This window comes from Levilactobacillus huananensis, assembly GCF_003946145.1.
Taxonomy (GTDB): Bacteria; Bacillota; Bacilli; order Lactobacillales; family Lactobacillaceae; genus Levilactobacillus; species Levilactobacillus huananensis.
In genome coordinates this window covers 63,742-81,967 of record NZ_RHOC01000003.1, presented here as the reverse complement: position 1 = coordinate 81,967, position 18,226 = coordinate 63,742, and the positions used below count along the sequence as shown (strand labels likewise).

16 protein-coding genes and 2 tRNA genes are annotated in these 18,226 nt (G+C 47.4%); 2 read left to right on the top strand and 16 right to left on the bottom strand.

Annotated elements, in window-relative coordinates; all coding sequences use genetic code 11:
- Positions 1-2 precede the first annotated feature (2 nt).
- From EKM71_RS03655 to EKM71_RS03590, 13 genes are all read right to left on the bottom strand, one after another.
- Positions 3-1,832 carry a DUF5776 domain-containing protein gene (locus tag EKM71_RS03655; protein ID WP_125573313.1) on the bottom strand — a complete coding sequence of 610 codons (1,830 nt, stop codon included), beginning with the start codon at positions 1,830-1,832 and terminating at the stop codon, positions 3-5.
- Positions 1,833-2,172: 340 nt separating this feature from the next.
- Complete coding sequence (locus tag EKM71_RS03650; RefSeq protein WP_125573312.1) at positions 2,173-2,817, bottom strand: FusB/FusC family EF-G-binding protein; 645 nt, start codon at positions 2,815-2,817, stop codon at positions 2,173-2,175.
- Between the two features lie 234 nt (positions 2,818-3,051).
- Entirely contained in the window at positions 3,052-3,525 is a 474-nt protein-coding gene (gene smpB, locus EKM71_RS03645) for an SsrA-binding protein SmpB (RefSeq protein ID WP_125573311.1), read from the bottom strand.
- Between the two features lie 15 nt (positions 3,526-3,540).
- Positions 3,541-5,937: a ribonuclease R gene (rnr, locus tag EKM71_RS03640; protein ID WP_125573310.1), complete on the bottom strand. Its 2,397-nt coding sequence runs from the start codon at positions 5,935-5,937 to the stop codon at positions 3,541-3,543.
- Between the two features lie 18 nt (positions 5,938-5,955).
- A complete protein-coding gene (locus EKM71_RS03635) occupies positions 5,956-6,699 on the bottom strand; it encodes an alpha/beta hydrolase (protein ID WP_125573309.1) in 744 nt (247 codons plus the stop codon).
- An 81-nt stretch (positions 6,700-6,780) separates the two neighbouring features.
- Positions 6,781-7,017, bottom strand: coding sequence for a preprotein translocase subunit SecG (gene secG / locus EKM71_RS03630; RefSeq protein WP_057878697.1), 237 nt, complete (start codon positions 7,015-7,017; stop codon positions 6,781-6,783).
- 104 nt (positions 7,018-7,121) lie between these two features.
- A complete protein-coding gene (locus EKM71_RS03625) occupies positions 7,122-8,666 on the bottom strand; it encodes a ClC family H(+)/Cl(-) exchange transporter (protein ID WP_125573308.1) in 1,545 nt (514 codons plus the stop codon).
- Positions 8,667-8,726: 60 nt separating this feature from the next.
- The gene (locus tag EKM71_RS11035; protein ID WP_164504712.1) at positions 8,727-9,776 is read right to left on the bottom strand and encodes a hypothetical protein; all 1,050 of its coding nucleotides are present in this window, start codon (positions 9,774-9,776) and stop codon (positions 8,727-8,729) included.
- 114 nt (positions 9,777-9,890) lie between these two features.
- Positions 9,891-11,210, bottom strand: a complete 1,320-nt coding sequence (eno, locus tag EKM71_RS03610; protein WP_125573306.1) for a phosphopyruvate hydratase — start codon at positions 11,208-11,210, stop codon at positions 9,891-9,893.
- A 108-nt stretch (positions 11,211-11,318) separates the two neighbouring features.
- Positions 11,319-12,077, bottom strand: coding sequence for a triose-phosphate isomerase (gene tpiA, locus EKM71_RS03605; RefSeq protein ID WP_125573305.1), 759 nt, complete (start codon positions 12,075-12,077; stop codon positions 11,319-11,321).
- A gap of 143 nt (positions 12,078-12,220) precedes the next feature.
- Complete coding sequence (locus tag EKM71_RS03600; RefSeq protein ID WP_125573304.1) at positions 12,221-13,423, bottom strand: phosphoglycerate kinase; 1,203 nt, start codon at positions 13,421-13,423, stop codon at positions 12,221-12,223.
- 182 nt (positions 13,424-13,605) lie between these two features.
- A complete protein-coding gene (gene gap, locus EKM71_RS03595) occupies positions 13,606-14,616 on the bottom strand; it encodes a type I glyceraldehyde-3-phosphate dehydrogenase (protein WP_125573303.1) in 1,011 nt (336 codons plus the stop codon).
- Between the two features lie 68 nt (positions 14,617-14,684).
- A complete protein-coding gene (locus tag EKM71_RS03590; protein WP_125573302.1) occupies positions 14,685-15,713 on the bottom strand; it encodes a sugar-binding transcriptional regulator in 1,029 nt (342 codons plus the stop codon).
- Positions 15,714-15,967: 254 nt separating this feature from the next.
- Here EKM71_RS03590 and EKM71_RS03585 point away from each other — a divergent pair.
- Positions 15,968-16,039: transfer RNA gene (locus tag EKM71_RS03585), tRNA-Arg, on the top strand.
- 52 nt (positions 16,040-16,091) lie between these two features.
- Here EKM71_RS03585 and EKM71_RS03580 read toward each other — a convergent pair.
- On the bottom strand, positions 16,092-16,694 hold the full coding sequence (locus EKM71_RS03580) for an ECF transporter S component (RefSeq protein ID WP_125573301.1): 603 nt from the start codon (positions 16,692-16,694) through the stop codon (positions 16,092-16,094).
- A gap of 127 nt (positions 16,695-16,821) precedes the next feature.
- Between EKM71_RS03580 and EKM71_RS03575 the strand changes: the two genes are divergently transcribed.
- A tRNA-Arg gene (locus EKM71_RS03575) sits at positions 16,822-16,893 on the top strand.
- Positions 16,894-16,981: 88 nt separating this feature from the next.
- Here EKM71_RS03575 and EKM71_RS03570 read toward each other — a convergent pair.
- Together EKM71_RS03570 and EKM71_RS03565 are read right to left on the bottom strand one after the other, a co-directional pair.
- The gene (locus EKM71_RS03570) at positions 16,982-17,716 is read right to left on the bottom strand and encodes a LiaF transmembrane domain-containing protein (RefSeq protein WP_125573300.1); all 735 of its coding nucleotides are present in this window, start codon (positions 17,714-17,716) and stop codon (positions 16,982-16,984) included.
- 5 nt (positions 17,717-17,721) lie between these two features.
- Entirely contained in the window at positions 17,722-18,174 is a 453-nt protein-coding gene (locus EKM71_RS03565) for a LytTR family DNA-binding domain-containing protein (RefSeq protein ID WP_225417984.1), read from the bottom strand.
- Positions 18,175-18,226 lie beyond the last annotated feature (52 nt).

Genomic DNA, 18,226 nt, shown 5'->3' with positions numbered 1-18,226 from the left:
AACTATTCAGCGATAACTAACTTCTTATTTCCAGTGACATATTGGCCATTGGTTAATTGGAAACGAGTAATCTTGTTGTTGCTAATAATCCGTTTAATCTTAAGCGTTTGTCCCTTCTTGTAGTGTCGAATCTTATCCTTCAGGTTCTTTTGCTTGTAACCATTAATCCCCCTGGCTCCCAGAACCTTCACTTTGTTCTGGTTCAAACGGTAATACGCCGAGGAAACATAGTCGTATTTCGCCGTGATGTAACCCGTCTTACCGGCTGTCTTAGATTTTTTGTTCACGTCACGTACCTGGTAACGCTTGTAACCCTGCTTACTCGTCGCATAACCCGTCACTGAAAATATTGGTCGGTTAGCTCGCTTCTGCTTGTGGTAATTGGCCTTAGGGGTTTTGTCCGTAAAATTCTTGTTGCTGTGCAGGTTGATGGTTCTCTTGGCGTAAACCATCCCATTCACTGGCACTGACTCATCCAATTCACCACCGATTGTTTGGCGTGGTACATAGTGGAAAGTGACCGTGGTTGGGTTCGTGGTAAAGGCCCCATTGGCCTTCCCAGCAACCTTATGCATTTTGTAACCATTGAGGGCGAGACATTCTGCCTTATAGGCTTCACCGACATTTCCTGTCAATACCTGGTCCGGCGCCAGCCGCTTCCCCTTAGCGTCCAAATGTTTCACCGTCACCGGTTGCCCCTCTTCTATTGGCGCAGGTTCAACTTCTCGTTTAGCCGGCTCCCAAACATAAGTTTCGACTGAACTTGGCTTGTCCTCGCCAGCATACAGGTGCATCACGGCGTTCCCTGTCTCATACCGATCACCTAATGGGTTCTGGACTTTCCCATTACCCACAGCCTGCCAATTATTGAGATAAGTCTCGTCCTCGATCTTATTAGCATCGGTCAGGGACGCCGAATCGGATAAGGTAGCTTTAGGTCCCAATGTTAGTTGCCGTAGCGCTGAATTTCCACCAAACATTTCCCAACCGGTGAAGTTGGCTGGTGGCGCAAAGGCATCCAAACGTAGCTTCTGTATAGCACTTCCACTAAACATGAAGTAACTGATCCTCAAATTGGCGAAAGTTAAGTGCGACATATCAAGTGATTTCAACGACGAGTTACCGAAAAACATCGAACCAGCATTCGTCACTTTATCGGTGTTGAAACTCGATAAGTCATAACTAGCGACCTGTCGTAACTGATAGAACATGTTCGTCATATCTGTCACGTTGCTGGTATTGAACTTAGAGACGTCCAATGACTTTAGAACATTGTTACCATACTTGGTTTTGTCATCTTCTGAATCCACATAAGCCTGATCCGAAAAGAACATTCCCTTCATCGTAGTAGCAGCTGAAGTATCTAACTGATCAAGATTGACATACTCACTCACACAGCCGAACTGGGCAAAGAGATTGGCCGCGTTACTAGAAGTTACCACCGGCCCATCCAAAACGACCTTGGTGACCTTTTCTCCCACCTTTTGTAGGTCGGCCTGTGTTGGATTGGTCATTCCCTGTTCCTTCGCAATCTGGGTCGATAATTGTCCGTCGTTCGAATTTGCGCCGGACACTGGTGGAATCGGCGTATCCTTTAAAGTCCCCGTGCCCAAATGCAATTCACCGGTAGCTGTCAGATACCAGTGAATACCGTAGTCTCCTTCGGCAACAATATCTGTCCTCATGGTCTCAGAACCCATCTTTTTGGACTGATTAGTTACCGCCTGAGCATTCACGGCAACTTGCGATTGCGGATCCACTAATCCCGCAATAGGCTGGATAATTTCAAGAATAAGACTGGTGAATAAAAGAGTCGCGTGCATTTTTTTCATGTTGTTTCCTCAGCTTTCTTTTTTATATCATGTGAAGTTTCAATCTTCATATCTTGAAAATGATAATACCATCGTCCGTTTACCTTTGGCCACTCTTCCAGAGAATGGTCGGCAAAAAGCGTTCCACTTGTTTCGATATTTGGTCCATTAGATCTAGATTTCACAAAGTCACGTTGCCTTTCGCTTCGATGTATCAGGCCTCCCTGGAATATAAATTTAAAATTTCATTTTCGAATAGTATTCATCAATTTCAACTCATAATTTCGACAAATTCGACAGAACAAAAAAAGCTGTTTCTCAAAGACCGAGAAATAGCTTTTTTATTTACGTTTATTTAGTTTTACCGTTTTGAACGAACGGTTTCGATGAACGCTGCTAAGGCCTGTGGATCAGTCAATTGTCGATTACACTGATCACTATCTCGGCAGATATAATTACCGTTACGCGTATAGGTTTCCAACCCGGACTTCGTCGTGGAGACAAAGAGCGAGACATTCCCGATCGTATGGCAAATAGCACATAAATTCTTAACGGTCTTGGGTCCCATATCACCCTGAATACCGATCAGCTTGTCTTGATAGGGAGCCACCAGATACTTTTTCTGGTTTCCCCCATCATTCCAGCCCAGATACGTGAGCTGATGTCGGTTAACAGACGCCCATTCAGGCTGTTTCAGCTTCTTAACCTTACGGAACAACTTACTCAATTGCTTCGGTGTCAGGTCTGGGAAAGGTTCAACCAATGGTTCTAAGGTTGGCAACAACGCCGCCGCAGCCTTTCGTGTCAGTCGATCCGGCTTCAGTCGTTCTACGAACATCTCTGTAATCGGATTGTCGGCTGGCAAAATGGCCTGAATCTCGGCAATCGTACTGTCTCGAATGACTCGCCGCATGTGGCTATCATTGACTGAGAGATAGGTACTGACGAGCGTGTTGACCTTCTGGGTGATATCACTATAGTTGTATGCAGTTATTTTTGTTTCCATGAATAAAGTTCCTTTCAGATTTAAACCAGACACTTCTCTGAAAGGTGATACAGAAAAGTGTCGCTAACAGCCAGCACTCTTCCGTACAAATAACGATGCCATCATCGTCGATCATCTCCTTGCATTCAGTTTTTTTAGCTGAATTGTTTACTAGTGTACCGAATCTACTAGCAGTTTGCAACTCAAAAACGATCAAAAAACGTGTTCGATCAGTCGATCGAACACGCCTCTTGTCTAATAGCGTTTCATCACCCGTGCAATCTGGCGGTCTTGTTCCCGTCGCTTGATGGTCTCACGCTTGTCAAATTCCCGTTTTCCTTCGGCAACACCGAGGAGAACCTTCGCAAATCCATGCTTGAGATACACCTTCAACGGGATCAACGTGACCCCTTTGTTCTGCGTGGCTAATCCCAACCGATGAATCTGTTTCTTATGCAGAAGCAACTTCCGGTTACGCAGCGGATCATGGTTGAACCGGTTACCCTGAACGTATTCACTAATGTGAATGTTCATTAACCAAGCTTCCCCATTTCGAATCTGGGCGAATCCATCTTGCAAATTAATCCGTCGCTCACGTACCGATTTGATTTCGGTCCCAGTTAAAACCAGGCCAGCCTCCACCGTTTCCGTGACGCGATAGTCATGCCGGGCTTTACGATTTTGCGCCAAAAGATTATCTGGTGTTTTCTTGGATTTTGTTTTAGCCAAGTCTTGTCACCTCGTTTAGTGCCGACCACCTTGCGAGTTGTTGCGGTGTTGGCCACCGTTGCTTTGGCGGTGGCTTCCGTTGTTGCCTCGCTGATTAGTTGATCGTTGATTCCCATTCCGGTGGTTACCATTGCGGTTACCGCCGTTTTGGTTATTACTGTGGTTATTACCCCCACGGTTGTTGGAACGGCCATGGTAGTTGCCACCACGTGAACGGTGTTCACGGTGTGGTAACAGATCACTGACCGGTGCAGCTTCCGGATTGAGTAATTCAAAATCAATTTCACTTTGTTCTTTGTCGACATGGATTAACTTAACGCGAATCTCTTGGCCGATTCGGTATGTCCGCCGCGTGTTCCGGCCGACTAAGGCCATGTACTTTTCGACGTATTCATAATAGTCATCCTTCATTCGACTGATGTGAATCAGCCCTTCGATGGTGTTTGGTAACTCAACAAACATCCCAAACTTCAAGACTGAAGCCACAACGGCGTCGAACTCTTCTCCAACATGATCGGCCATGTATTCAGCCATCTTCATGTCGTTAGTGTCACGTTCGGCATCAATTGCCCGACGTTCGGCTTCAGAAGTGTGAACCCCAATTTCTTCCAAAATTGGTGCAAATTTTTCTTTGCTGGCATCATTAATCCCATGGTCTTCGTAATAATGAATCATCCGGTGAACCATGGTATCTGGGTACCGACGAATTGGAGACGTGAAGTGGGTGTAGAACTCCGCACCCAAACCAAAGTGACCCAATGACTGATCAGCATACCGGGCTTGTTTCAAGCTACGTAACATCATCACAGAAACCATGGTTTCTTCAGGTTGTCCGGCAACTTGCTTTAAGACACCTTGCAACATCTTAGGACGCAAGTGGTTAGGATCACCCTTAACGTTAATTCCAAAGGCCGTTAAGAATTCGAAGAAACTTTTGACACGATCGCCATCTGGCGTTTCGTGAACCCGATATAGGAAGGGTGCCTTAGCACGATAGTAATGTTCCGCAACCGTTTCATTAGCAGCTAGCATGAAGGATTCAATCATCCGTTCAGCCATCCCCCGTGTCCGTAACTTCACGTCAATGGCGTGCCCCTGATCATCCACGATGATTTCTGCTTCGCGGTCATCAAAATCAATGGCTCCGCGACGCTTCCGTTGCTTAACCAAGATACGATGAAGTTCACCCATGTCTTCAAACATTGGCACAAGTTCATCGTAACGCTTCATGGTAACGGGATCGTGAGCTTCCAAGATCTGGTTAACAGCCGTATACGTCATCCGTGCCTTAGAACGCATGAATGACGGGTGAATCCGGTGCTTAACCACATGACCTTCTTGGTCAATTTCCATGTCACAGCTCATGCACAGCCGCAATTCGCCCTCGTTAAGAGAACAGATCCCGTTGGACAAGCGCCGTGGCAACATTGGAATAACTCGATCGGTCAAGTAGACACTGGTGCCACGCTTGTAGGCTTCCTTGTCAATGATCGAATCTTCCTGAACATAATGGGAAACGTCGGCAATGTGGACTCCCAAATGGTAGTTTCCATTGGGTAACTTCCACACCGTCACAGCGTCATCCAAGTCTTTAGAGGATTCCCCATCGATCGTCACTAGATTTTGCTTAGTGACGTCTTCACGGCCCTTTAATTCTTCGGGTAAGACGTGGTCCGGAATCTCATCGGCGGCCTGCATAACCTCTTCTGGGAATTCTGATGGAATGTTGTGTTGGTAGACAATCTGTAGGATATCAATCCCAGGATCGTCAACACTCCCGATCACTTGCTTAGCAATCCCAACCATGGCATCTGGGTGCGCTTCATTCGGAAATTCCGTAATTTCAGCGGTAACCACTTCGCCTGGTGTGGGGTTCAAGCCCACGTTAGTCACGTAGAACTTGTACTTCATGATCTTCTTGTCGGTTAGACGCACTTGGCCCAAATAGCCAGCATCGTCATCGGTCTGCATGAACTCACCCACGACTTGTTCGTAGTGGTGTTCCACGATTTCTGTAACCTTACCTTCGGGACCTTTGCCCGTACGAGGGTCACCAGCACGAACGATTTCAATCTTGACGGTATCACCGTTTAAAGCGCGTAACGTATTGTTAGGCGCGATGTAGGCATCTGGTTCAATCTTGTCCTCGTCATAAGCGACGAAACCAAATCCCTTGTCGTTCCCATGGAAAATTCCAGTCAACGTCCGTTGGCTTGGATCAAGTTGAAAATGGCCGTGTTCAGTAACCTGAACCAAGCCGTCTCGTTCTAACTGTGCCAGCTCCTGTACGATCAGCTTAAAAGCCGCCGATCCATGGTAATGGAGTGCGTCAGAAATATCTTCTACTGTGTAGTTCTCGTCCGAGTGTGCCCGGAAGAACGCGGTTAAATCATTCTTTAAATTATCTTGCACTATCGATTCCTCGTTATTTTAAAAGATTGTGTGTAAAAAAGTCTGTAAGTCTGTTTCCAAAGCATGGTGTGCGCTATTCACGGTTAGCACGTGACTCGCACCCACATATTCGTGAAAATCAATCTGAGTGGCCGGAAAAGCTGCCGCCAACCATTGGCCCGATCGAGGGTCAATCATCTCATCAGCCGTTCCTTGGGCGATGAAGATGGGCTGCTTAATCCGGTTTAAATGCGTTGCGGTCGTATCTGCAAACGCTTGGATTGCCATGAGTTGTGCCGGAAGATGATCTTGAATCCAAGCCATCTTGGCCTTGAGCTCCTCATCAGTGAGGTTCTCTCGCCGATAGACTGTCTGTGCCATTCGAACAAATGCGGCCGGTACGTGAGTCGTTCCCCGAAAGATCACTGGAGAAGCAAACGTCCCGCCCCCCACCAATGTGGGGTCCTCACGTAAAGCTCGAGTCGCAAACAATCCGCCAAGCGATAACCCAAAGATCGCGATACGCTGATAACCTCGCTGTCGCAAAAAGGCGATCGCGTCCTGTGTATCTTGCCACCATCGTTGTGGGGAGCCCTCGCGTAAGATATCTGCGGGATCCCCCGTCGCATGACCGGTAAAGATCGGTGCCAGAACCGTGTAGTTCTGGCCTTGAAGATAACGCGCCAATAGGCGCATATCGTTAGAACTACCCGAATAGGCGTGGAGCAGAATCACTGCTTGTGGTCCCCCTTCAAAGAAGAGTGGGACTGGTTTTCGAATCATGTCAAACCACCACTTTCCACGATGTTGAGATAGTCTGTAAAAAAGCCCCCTGTAACGAACAAACAGGAGGCTTAATCTCTTCTAGTGTGAAGATAGATATACTAAAGCCAATGCCAATCCGAAGAAGATGGCTCCCAAAATTACCGTTACTTTTTGCATAAATGCTTCAAAACCACGGGGCTTTTGCTTGGCAAATAAATCATCGGCACCACCAGATAATGCGGATAACGCATCATTGGTCTTAGCGGGTTGCATCATAACAGCGATGATGATCAACACACTGACAATTAAGATACAGGTCATTAAAAAATTATACACAAATTTGCCTCCTACCTATCGAATAGGTCTAATAGGTCTAACTATACTCTGTCTAATTTATCATAGTCGCCGGGTTTTTACCAGTCTCCGGCCTAATCTCACGATCAATCGGGCAAATCATTCAATCTACCTAATCGTTGCCGGACATAGGCCCGATTACGATGGTAGGTCAAAACAATTAGGGTATCCCCTGCCCGCAAAAGCGTGTCTCCATGGGGAATGACTTCCCGTTCCCCACGACGTACGGCAACTAACAGTGACCCAGTTGGCCAGGAGAGATCCCGGACCTGTTTATCCACAAAGCCAGAATTCTCGCCAATCGAATATTCAACGCGATCGGTAATGCCCTCAGCGTTGGGTTTAGCTGGCGTAACGAGCTGCTGTAGCATGGCCTCATAGATTGGAGCACCGCCCAAGACATCCACCGTAATGTAAGCGACAATGGCCACCACAGCCAATGGCATCAAGTGATGCAAGGTCCCCACCATCTCGGTAATTAAGAGAATCGCCGTAAAGGGTGCCTTGGAAATTCCAGCGAAGTAACCTGCCATAGCGTAAATAATAAAGTTCGCCACAAACATCGGTGGTAACCAGCCGAGATGTACAAATTCCTGGGCACCAATGGCACCGAGCAACGCCCCCAACGTGAGAATCGGTAAGAAGATCCCACCGGGAAGCCCGGAATTATAGCTAATAATGGAAAAAACGAACCGTAGAACGAAGAATCCAATCAATGGCCAAATCAGTGGCGTTTGCTTAGCAAAGGTCACGATCATCTGATTACCGCCACCTAGCGTAATTGGCCAAAGAAGACCAATAGGAATCACCAATAAGAAGGGAATAATACCATTTAGGTGGTCCGGTAACCAGGTCAGCTTGGCGTACCACGCGCTGGCATGCAAAGTAATCCACTGGTAACCAAATCCCAAGACGCCAAGCAGTACGCCTAAGAGTAATAACAAACCATAGTATTTCAGTGGTAAGGCTTGTTCATACAGAATATGTAACACGGGTGTGAGACCAAAGACTTCGTTTGAAACAAAGTTGGCCATGACGGCACTGGTTAGTGACGTCAGCCACACCAGTGTTGAAAAATTATGGTACACCTCTTCCAAAATGAACAGTGTTGCCGCAATCGGCGCATTAAAGGCGGCAGAAAGCCCTGCGGCAGCACCACCGGCAATAATTAACCGCCGCCGAGTCCCAGTAAAACTCAACCGGTCTGCCAGTCCTTGAGCGACTGTTCCTCCTAACTGAATCGAAGGTCCTTCACGTCCGAGGAAGAGTCCTGAACCGATCCCTAAAATTCCCCCAACAAACTTCTTCCAAAGGACCGGCCACCAGGCGTAATCTAATTCGCCGGCCAATTGTCCCTCAACTTGAGGAATCCCTGATCCCTTAATCATGGGTGTCGTCTTGATCCAATGACCAATAAGAACGGCTATCGATACCATTAATAATGCCCATGGAATGAGCCACAGGAGATGTTGGCCAAGCCAACCATAAATTACCTGAACACCAGTTAACATGTGTTCAATGATTAAGCGAAAAATGCTGACTACCGCACCAGCAAGAAGTCCCACCAGGGCGCCAAATAAAATAGCATTCAACCGTGTTAGGTCATGCGGTGTCTGTCGCTTCTGCTTCATTAGCCAATCCCTCCACTGTGATTTTTGTCTACTAATTAGTTTATCACAGTTTTTGAGAATTTAATGAAAAAGCCGGTGAAGTCCAACCAGGCTACCCAGAATAGCCGTCATGATAAGCCCCCACCAGCCCCATAGACCACGTTTCTCACTAGTTTGGGGGAGTTGCTCCTTAACTGAGTGGAACTGATGAGAGCGCCTGTTAGCCGGCTTAGATTGACGTTCCTTATGACTCGTTCTTTCTGGTTGGTCTGACTCTCCCTCCTCACTTTCCGGACGGTCTGCATCCACAGCAGTAACCGGTGCTACCTCATGCCCGATTGATTCAGCCCAGTCTGGTAGTGGATGAACTGGCGGTATTGGTTTCTTATCTGGAACTTCTTCAGGAATTGGTTGTGGTTTCTGAACATTGGTCATTGGTGGTAAACCTGGATTTACTGGTGGTACTAAGACCGGTGGTTGTTCAATCGTGGGCTTCTCGGGCTTCTCGGGCTTCTCGGGCTTCTCGGGCTTCTCGGGCTTCTCGGGCTTCTCGGGCTTCTCGGGCTTCTCGGGCTTCTCGGGCTTCTCGGGCTTCTCGGGCTTCTCATCAACGACTGACTCATTGCCCCCAGCTACACCTCCAATTGCCACAACTGGAACTATCCACCTATCATCTTTCTTTGTCGCCATCTGTAACACTGCTTTACCAGGCATCAATGTATAGCCGGCCGGCGCGACCAACTTCACCCGACCACCTTTTGTTAATTTAGGTGTCGACTTATATTGACCAACTGTCCGTCCATCAGAACTATAAGTTACTAATACATGAGCCGGTACGCTGCTACGATAGTGCCAGTCGACCTCTGAATCCTTTCCAAAAGAACGTGGTGAATACTGCATGAACGTCGACAACTTAGCACTTGGATGTAACGCTTCACCAATCTTTCCGGTCTGTGATTCTTGCTGATAGATCCAATCCGTAAAGTTACCATCATCATCGGTTGCATCAACCATGTGCCGAACTTTCACTGTAACTGTCTCTCCATCCGCAGCATGCCCCGTCACAACACTACCGACAAGGCTCCCCATCACCACGACTCCCAGAGCCAGCTGTACCCGTAAATTAATCATCCAATTCCCCCTTCGTTAAAGTTAACTCCGGAAAACAATTGGAAAAATTTAACAAGAGATCAAAAAAATCGGCCAACCCCTAAAGGTCAACCGATTTTGAAAACTTAATTTGAATTACTTGTTGATGATGGCCAAACGGGCATCTTCATCCAAGTTGTAGAAGGAGTGAATCCCCTTGTATTCGGAAGTCTTACCTAATTGGTCTTCGATCCGCATTAATTGGTTGTACTTAGCGATCCGTTCGCCACGACTCATTGAACCAGTCTTGATTTGACCAGCGTTTAAGGCCACAACCAAGTCAGCAATCGTCGTGTCTTCAGTTTCACCAGAACGGTGAGAGATAACGGCCGTGTAACCAGCTTGCTTAGCCATTTCAACGGCTTCAACAGTTTCAGTCAAAGTTCCGATTTGGTTCAGCTTGATTAAGATAGAGTTGGCAACACCCATCTTGATCCCCTTTGCCAGGTAGTCCGTGTTCGTAACGAATAAGTCGTCACCAACGATTTGGACCTTCTTGCCAAGGCGTTCAGTGGCCATCTGCCAGTCAGCCCATTCGTTTTCGTCCAAAGGATCTTCGATGGAAACGATTGGGTACTTGTCAACGATTTCTTCCAACAAACCAACGAATTCGTCAGCCGTGTAATCCTTGCCGTCACCCTTAAGTTCGTACTTCTTGGTGTCAGCATTGTAGAATTCGGAAGCGGCACAGTCAAAGGCGATAGAAACGTCCTTACCAGGAACGTAACCGGCACGCTTGATAGCGTCAACTAAGATTTCGAATGGTTCTTCATTGTTCTTCAAGTCAGGAGCGAAACCACCTTCGTCACCAACGGCAGTTGAGTAGCCCTTTTCGTTGAGCAAAGCCTTCAGGTTGTGGAACGTTTCTGAACCCATCCGAACGGCTTCCTTAACGGACTTAGCACCAACAGGCATAATCATGAATTCTTGGAAATCAACCTTGTTGTTGGCATGCTTCCCACCGTTGATAACGTTCATCATTGGCGTTGGCAATACGTGACCATTAAACCCACCAAGGTAGTTGTACAATGGTTGGCCCAATTCATCAGCAGCAGCACGAGCAGCAGCTAAGGAAACACCTAAAATGGCGTTGGCGCCTAACTTACCCTTGTTTGGCGTACCATCCAAGTCGATCATAGCTTGGTCAATGGCACGTTGGTCGGTAACATCGTAGCCAATGATTTCCTTGGCAATTAAGTTGTTAACGTTGTCAACGGCCTTAGTAACACCCTTACCCATGAAACGACTCTTGTCGCCATCACGAAGTTCAACGGCTTCGTGTTCACCAGTAGAGGCACCAGAAGGAACGATCCCCCGGCCCATTGCACCGGCTTCGGTGTAGAGTTCAACTTCAACAGTTGGGTTACCACGAGAATCTAGGACTTCGCGTGCGTAAATATCAGAAATAATAGACATTTTTTGTATTCTCTCCTTATGAAAGTTTGGCTTCACGGGAACAAGACAACCATCCCATGCTTTATTTTATAAGTTTAACTTTGAACTTTCAATCACAATTTTACCTATTTACATATTTTGGTAGTTTGCTAATTCGACAAAGGACTGTTCATCGAGGCTAGAACCCCCGGCCAGTACCCCATCGACGTTCGCATTTTTCATTAAACCAGCAATGTTATCTGGTTTGACACTCCCACCATAGAGCACCCGGACGCCGTTGGCCAAATCGTCTGAATAGATGTCAGCTAACGTCTGCCGGATTAAATAACAACCTTCTTCAGCTTGATCAGATGAGGCTGTGGTGCCACTGCCAATCGCCCAACTTGGTTCATAGGCGACGACAATCTTTGCAGCATCTTCAGCACTGACACCTTTCAACGCAGCCGAAACTTGGTTGACGACCCAGTGAATTTTTTCACCAGATTCACGACGACCCATCGTTTCATCACAACAGATAATCGGGGTCATACCGTTGCGAAAGACGGCCTGAACCTTGCGATTAATCACATCATCCGTTTCGTTAAAGTACCGACGTCGTTCGGAATGACCCACGATCGTATAGGGAATCCCCATCGCGTGAAGTGCCTTGGGACTGGTTTCGCCCGTATAAGCCCCTTCATCCTCGTAATAACAGCTTTCAGCCGCAATACGGAGGACATCTTCCCGATTAGCATCCAACATGGTTTGTAAAAATAATGCTGGGGCAGCGATAGCCGTTTCCACAGTATCGGCTGCCGGTAGTTTACCTTGGATGGCAGTAATGAAACTTTGAGCCTCCGCCACCGTCTTATTCATTTTCCAGTTTCCTGCAATGAGTGGTATTCGCAACCTACTCCACCCTCTCTAAAAATAAATTGACTACAATCATCATCTTACCGAATTGGGGGCAGATAAGCCAGCGAAGACGCTCCAACGGTAATCGTGCTCAGAACAAAGAGCCGCGATGACAGGCACCACAGCTCTTTATAAAGTTATTTATCAGAAATTGCAGCGATTCCTGGTAAAGTCTTACCTTCGAGGTATTCGAGGGAAGCCCCACCACCAGTTGAAATGTGGGAAAGTTGGTCAGCAACACCGAGTTGTTGAACGGCAGCAGTGGAGTCCCCACCACCAACGATCGTCTTAGCATCCTTCAAGGTACCTAAGAACTTACCAATTTCCAACGTTCCTTCTGCATAATTACTCATTTCGAAGACACCCATTGGTCCGTTCCAAACGACAGTCTTAGCGTCTTTCAGAACATCTTCGAATTCAGCAACGGACTTAGGTCCGATATCCAAGGCCATGTAGCCGTCAGGAATATCGCCTTCAACCGTCTTGTGAGCAACATCATTGTCGAACTTTTCAGCAACAATTGAGTCAACAGGCAATACCAGCTTGTCACCGGCCTTGTCCAAGATTTCCTTGGCGAGGTCAATCTTGTCAGATTCAACTAAAGAATTTCCGATCTTCATACCCTTGGCAGCGTAGAAGGTGTAGGTCATCCCACCACCGATAAGGATCTTGTCAGCCTTAGCTAATAAGTTATCGATAACACCGATCTTGTCGGAAACCTTAGCACCACCCAAGATAGCAACGAATGGGTGTTCAGGGTTGTCCACGGCACCACCGATGAAGGTGATTTCCTTTTCCATTAAGAAACCAGCAGCGGTTTGCGCCATGTTAGAAGCGATCCCAACGTTGGAAGCGTGGGAACGGTGAGCCGTACCGAACGCATCATTAACGAAGACGTCACCCAATGAAGCCCAGTACTTGCCCAATTCAGGGTCGTTACCGGATTCACGCTTAACGTATTCGCCATCTTTAACGTCTTCGTAACGGGTGTTTTCCATAACCAAAACATCACCGTCGCTTAAGCCATCAATAGCATCTTCAAGCTGCTTGCCTTCAGTCGTTGGAACAAAGGTAACCGGCTTGTTCAACAAGTTAGAAAGTCGTTCTGCAACTGGGCGCATGGACAGACCTGGCTTGTCTTCTTCCTTCTTAACCCGGCCTAAGTGAGACAACAGAATTGCCTTACCACCATTGTCGATAACGTACTTGATCGTTGGCAATGCTGCCACGATCCGGTTGTCGTTACCAATCACACCGTCTTTAATTGGGACGTTGAAGTCCACACGCATCAGAACTTTTTTGCCCTTAACGTCTAAATCAGAAACTGTTAATTTAGCCAATTTAGAAAAACCTCCTTGAATGCTCGAATAATTTATCAGATTACGGTCACAATATACCGTAAATCCACGGGAATTTCAAAGAACTTCTGTCCTTTGTGTCAATGAAAAACGCGTCGGAGAATTCCCTCCTCCGCCGCGTCTTTGTTAATCAATTTTATTGGCGTTACGCCGCTAACTCTCTATTAAAGGGTAGCGAAGTGCAATAACGTCCGAACCATGTTACAAGTGAAGCCCCATTCGTTGTCGTACCAAGCAACAGTCTTAACTAATTGGGTGTCACCGGCAGTCGTAACTTCCGTTTGAGTTGGGTCAAATACGGAACCATGGTCGTCATCGATGATATCAGTTGAAACGATTTCGTCACCGTTGTAACCAAAGGCATCGTTACCTTCAGTGTGCTTCTTGATAGCTTCGTTAACTTCATCAGCCGTAACGTTCTTGTCCAGAACAGTAACCAATTCAGTTAAGGAACCGTCAACAACACCAACACGTTGTGCATGGCCTTGTAACTTACCCTTTAAGTCAGGGATTACCAAACCGATAGCCTTAGCGGCACCAGTTGAGTGAGGAATCGTGTTGATACTTGCGGTACGGTTGTTCCGCATCTTCTTACCACGAGGTCCATCCAAGATCATTTGAGTTGAAGTGAAGGCGTGGATAGTCGTCATAGTACCGGCCTTAATGCCAAATTCTTTGTTCAAGAAGTATGCCATTGGGGCCAAGCAGTTGGTCGTGCAAGAACCAGCAGAAACGATCACGTCATCCTTGCTCAGGACGTCCAAGTTAACACCTGGAACAACGGTCGTAACGGCACCGGCTGGAGCAGATACTAAGACCCGCTTAACACCAGCATCGATATGAGCTTGTGATTTTTCTTCGGAAGTGTAGAAACCGGTACATTCAAGAACGAAGTCAACACCATCGTTCTTAACCCAAGGAATGTTTTGTGCCTTAGGTTCAGCGTATACAGGGTATTCCTTGCCATCAACCACGATACCATTGTCCGTAGCTGAAACTTCGCCAGGGAAACGACCATGAGTTGAATCATACTTCAACAAGTAAGCTAACATTGAAGGTGTTGTTAAATCGTTGATAGCAACTACTTCGATGTCACTTGAGTGGAGTTCGTGAATCCGCTTGAAAGCCAAACGGCCGATACGTCCGAAACCATTAATACCAATCTTTACAGTCATACTGTGATTTCCTCCTTCAGGAAGCAAATAAAGAATAATTTTTTAAAAAGCAGTACATGTTAAGTGTATCACTTTTTTAAAACAAAGTCAGCAGCTCCTTCGTCGGTAATGAGCCAAGTCGAAGCTGGCGCTAAATGCATATATGCCGCGATTGCAGCGCCCTTTTCGGCACCACCCGCAACGGCAATAACGAGCTGTTTAGCGGCTAAATCTTCAATCTCCACGCCAATCCGTGGAAACTTACTAACCACGTGCCCTTCAGCATCGAAGAAGTACCCGAAGGCTTCCCCAACCGCATGGGCCGCAGTCAAATCATCAATCACGTGCGGGGCTATGTTTCGCCGCTTCGCCATGACTAATGCCTGTCCAATCCCGTGAATCACCACGTTACTATGCGCGATGAGTTCCAAGACCTCATGGATGGCCGGTTCCGCAAACAATGGTTTGTAGGTGGCCGTGTTGAGTTGCTCGGGAATAAACAATGATCGAAAATCACTATTCGTTCGCTGCGCCATTTGGGCACTAACGGCGTTGGCCTGAATAGCCGGTGACTCGCCAACACCCCCACGAGCAGGAACAAACAACAGATGTCGGTTCACTGCCAGTGATGGGGTCAGCACCGAGGCAACAGTCGCCAATGTATGACCACCCATCACTGCGATGGTGCTCCCACCTAGTGGCAGCTGATCCGCTAAAACCTGTCGTGCCGCCCGGGCAAGACCCATCAATGATCCGGTTGGTGCGGTGCTATCACCGGCCACAATCGTACAGTGAGCAATCCCTAACTTCTTCGCTAAGGCCGCCTCCTGTTGCTGACGTCCCAAGAGTTCTTCCATAACAGGTCCCAAACCATGCAAGAGCTGTTGGCCAGCCCGGGTCATCTGCATCCCCTTCGTCGACATTTGAATAAAACCTAGTTCTGCTAAGGCGTCCGTGGTCGTTCGCACAGCGCGTTCGGAATAATCCAAGCTAGTGGCCAACGTTCGCCGCCCAACGGGTTGCAGACTCGCAATGGCCTGGAGGACACGGAAACGGCTGGTCAGCTTGGTAACCATCTTGGGTACAATTGCATTGACCCACTGCCAGTCTTCACGCATCCTGCTTACCTCCTAGTGGGACGATGATCGACCAGCTAGGGCTAATCAAGACCCACCCTGGTCAAAAAAATTGAGGTCAACTAATTGCCAACCTACCTTTGATAGTATAAGCCCTCACAATGGACAATGCAAGCCAGGTCTCCCCGTGATTGTCCATAGCATTTGATGGGCTTTTCAGAAAAATCCCGCTGGCCCCTTGAATTTATATTCAGCTTCGGGTATAGTAGTTAGGTGCTCAGAAGAGCAAGCGTAATGCGCCCGTAGTGTAATGGATCGCACGTAAGATTCCGGTTCTTGAAATGGGGGTTCGATTCCCTCCGGGCGCATAAACATCACCAATGGTTGGTCCTAGGCAGTTGCCTAGGACCTTTTTGTGCCCTATTTCGACACGGCTACGCGATCCCACCGTCGACGCAAAGGTTCTGCCAAAAGCGGCGCAACAAGCACATCTAAAATCAGCTCCGGTACCGCGTTTGTGGCAACTGAGATCAGAAGAACATATCCCAGTGTCTGGCTACCATGGGCCCCAAAGGCTGTCGCTACGGCTGGAGTTTGGTAAAAAACATACACCAAACCCAACACCAAACCGCTATTAATCACCGCACCGGTAGCCGCCGCTAACCGCATGGCGCCACGCATGGACCAACGTTGCCGAGCCCAACGAAAGACTAGACCGGCAGCCACGCCCATCAAGAGTCGGGGCACAATTGAAATCAGTGGGTTCGTAAAAATCAAGGGTGCCACGGGACTGGAAGGCCAAGCAAAGGCCCGCACAAAGGTAATCAATCCCCAGAAGCCCCCAATCAGAGCCCCATCTCGAACGTCTAAGGCCATCCCGGCAACAATCACGGTCAACCCGATTAAGGTCATACTAAAAGGGCCTAAGGGCACATAGCCCAAAAACGGTACAATGTTTTGAAGTAACACGATCGCCATCAATAAGGCATCAACCACCAGGCGAAAAGTCTTCTCTCGCGTCATCCTATGAACCTCCACAAAAAAGTTAGTGCCGTTATTATAGCATGTTTCTTCCGAATAAAACCCGATCGCGCCTTGTATTTTTATCCATAATCAGTTATAGTAGTTAAGGTATTGTTTCGCATTATTTGCGCCCGTAGTGTAATGGATCGCACGTAAGATTCCGGTTCTTGAAATGGGGGTTCGATTCCCTCCGGGCGCATAAACATCACCAATGGTTGGTCCTAGGCAGTTGCCTAGGACTTTTTCTTTTGCAAAAAAAGAACACGATCGCTCGTGTTCTCCCGGGTCTAAATGTAGCTAATAGTTAAGTTTCCCAGTGAAATATCTCCTTGGATTGTCACCTGTGGACCTTCTTCAACAGACTCCTGAATGCCCTTCTCTGTGACGACACCTAGGCTGGTATTGACATTTGATGTCACATTCCAGGTCCGTGGCAGATACAATTCAATCCCACCTAAGGATCCATCAACGACAATGATTGCACCGTCTTCGTCCAAGACCACGTTATCAAAATAAACTTTTGCATTTCCCATGGAAACCTTAATCATTGCTTGCTTAAAATCCGTTGACTGCAGGTAGCGAATACTACTACTCATGTTCACGTCAACGATCGTTTCAGACTCATTGACCGTTTTAATGTCGTCATAGCTATGGTGGAAGTTCTTATCCCAGCCATGATCATGATGACCTTCCCAAAAGGTCACGTTACGATGCCACCGCCATCGAGGTTTGATAATCATTGATAACCCAATCGACAACAACAGCGCCGCGCCTAGAATCGTCCAGGGAGCCAAGGTCACAATCCCCAATGGCTTTGCGAAGATAATCGCCAGAAAGGCTAGTGAGAAGATCATCCCGGTTACACTAACTTGAATCAAACTACCAACGAACGTTGCCACTAGGAACATGGCGACCAACAATGTCCAAAATCCAATATGATAGCTTAGGACGCCGAGTTGACTTGCGATAAGGATCCCCGCAGCCAAGACAAAGAACGTTCCCCAAAACCAATTTCTATGCATCTTACTTACCCCTTTCGCTCCAATGTTTCCTTGAGCCTCTTGTAAAAGCGCCGTGAGACATAGAGCTGCTTGTGTGATTTTTGAAATTTAACGAGATTACCCGTGACGGACTTCGTAAGTGAGAAGATCTGAGCACAGTTTAGGATGGCAGACTTGGAGACCCGTTGGAAACTGGCAGGTAAGTTCTCCTCCAGCTCATATAATCGTTGACGCGTTGAGAAAACCTCGGTTGCCGTGTGAACCATGACTTGGTGATCCGCAGCTTCAAAGAAGAGCACGTCATGCAAGGTGACCTGATAGTTCTCGCCACGCTGACTGAAGGTCATACGAGCCGCGGTGGCTTCAACCCCTTGAATGGATGCCACAAGTTGGTCAACATCCACGTCTTCGGGTGTTCGAATGGTAATTTCTGGTTCTTTCAGTCGATCATCAATCACAACACGAATCTTCAAGTGCACACCCCCTTTCGTTAATCCTAGTAAACCATACCATGCGTGGAAATAAAATAGG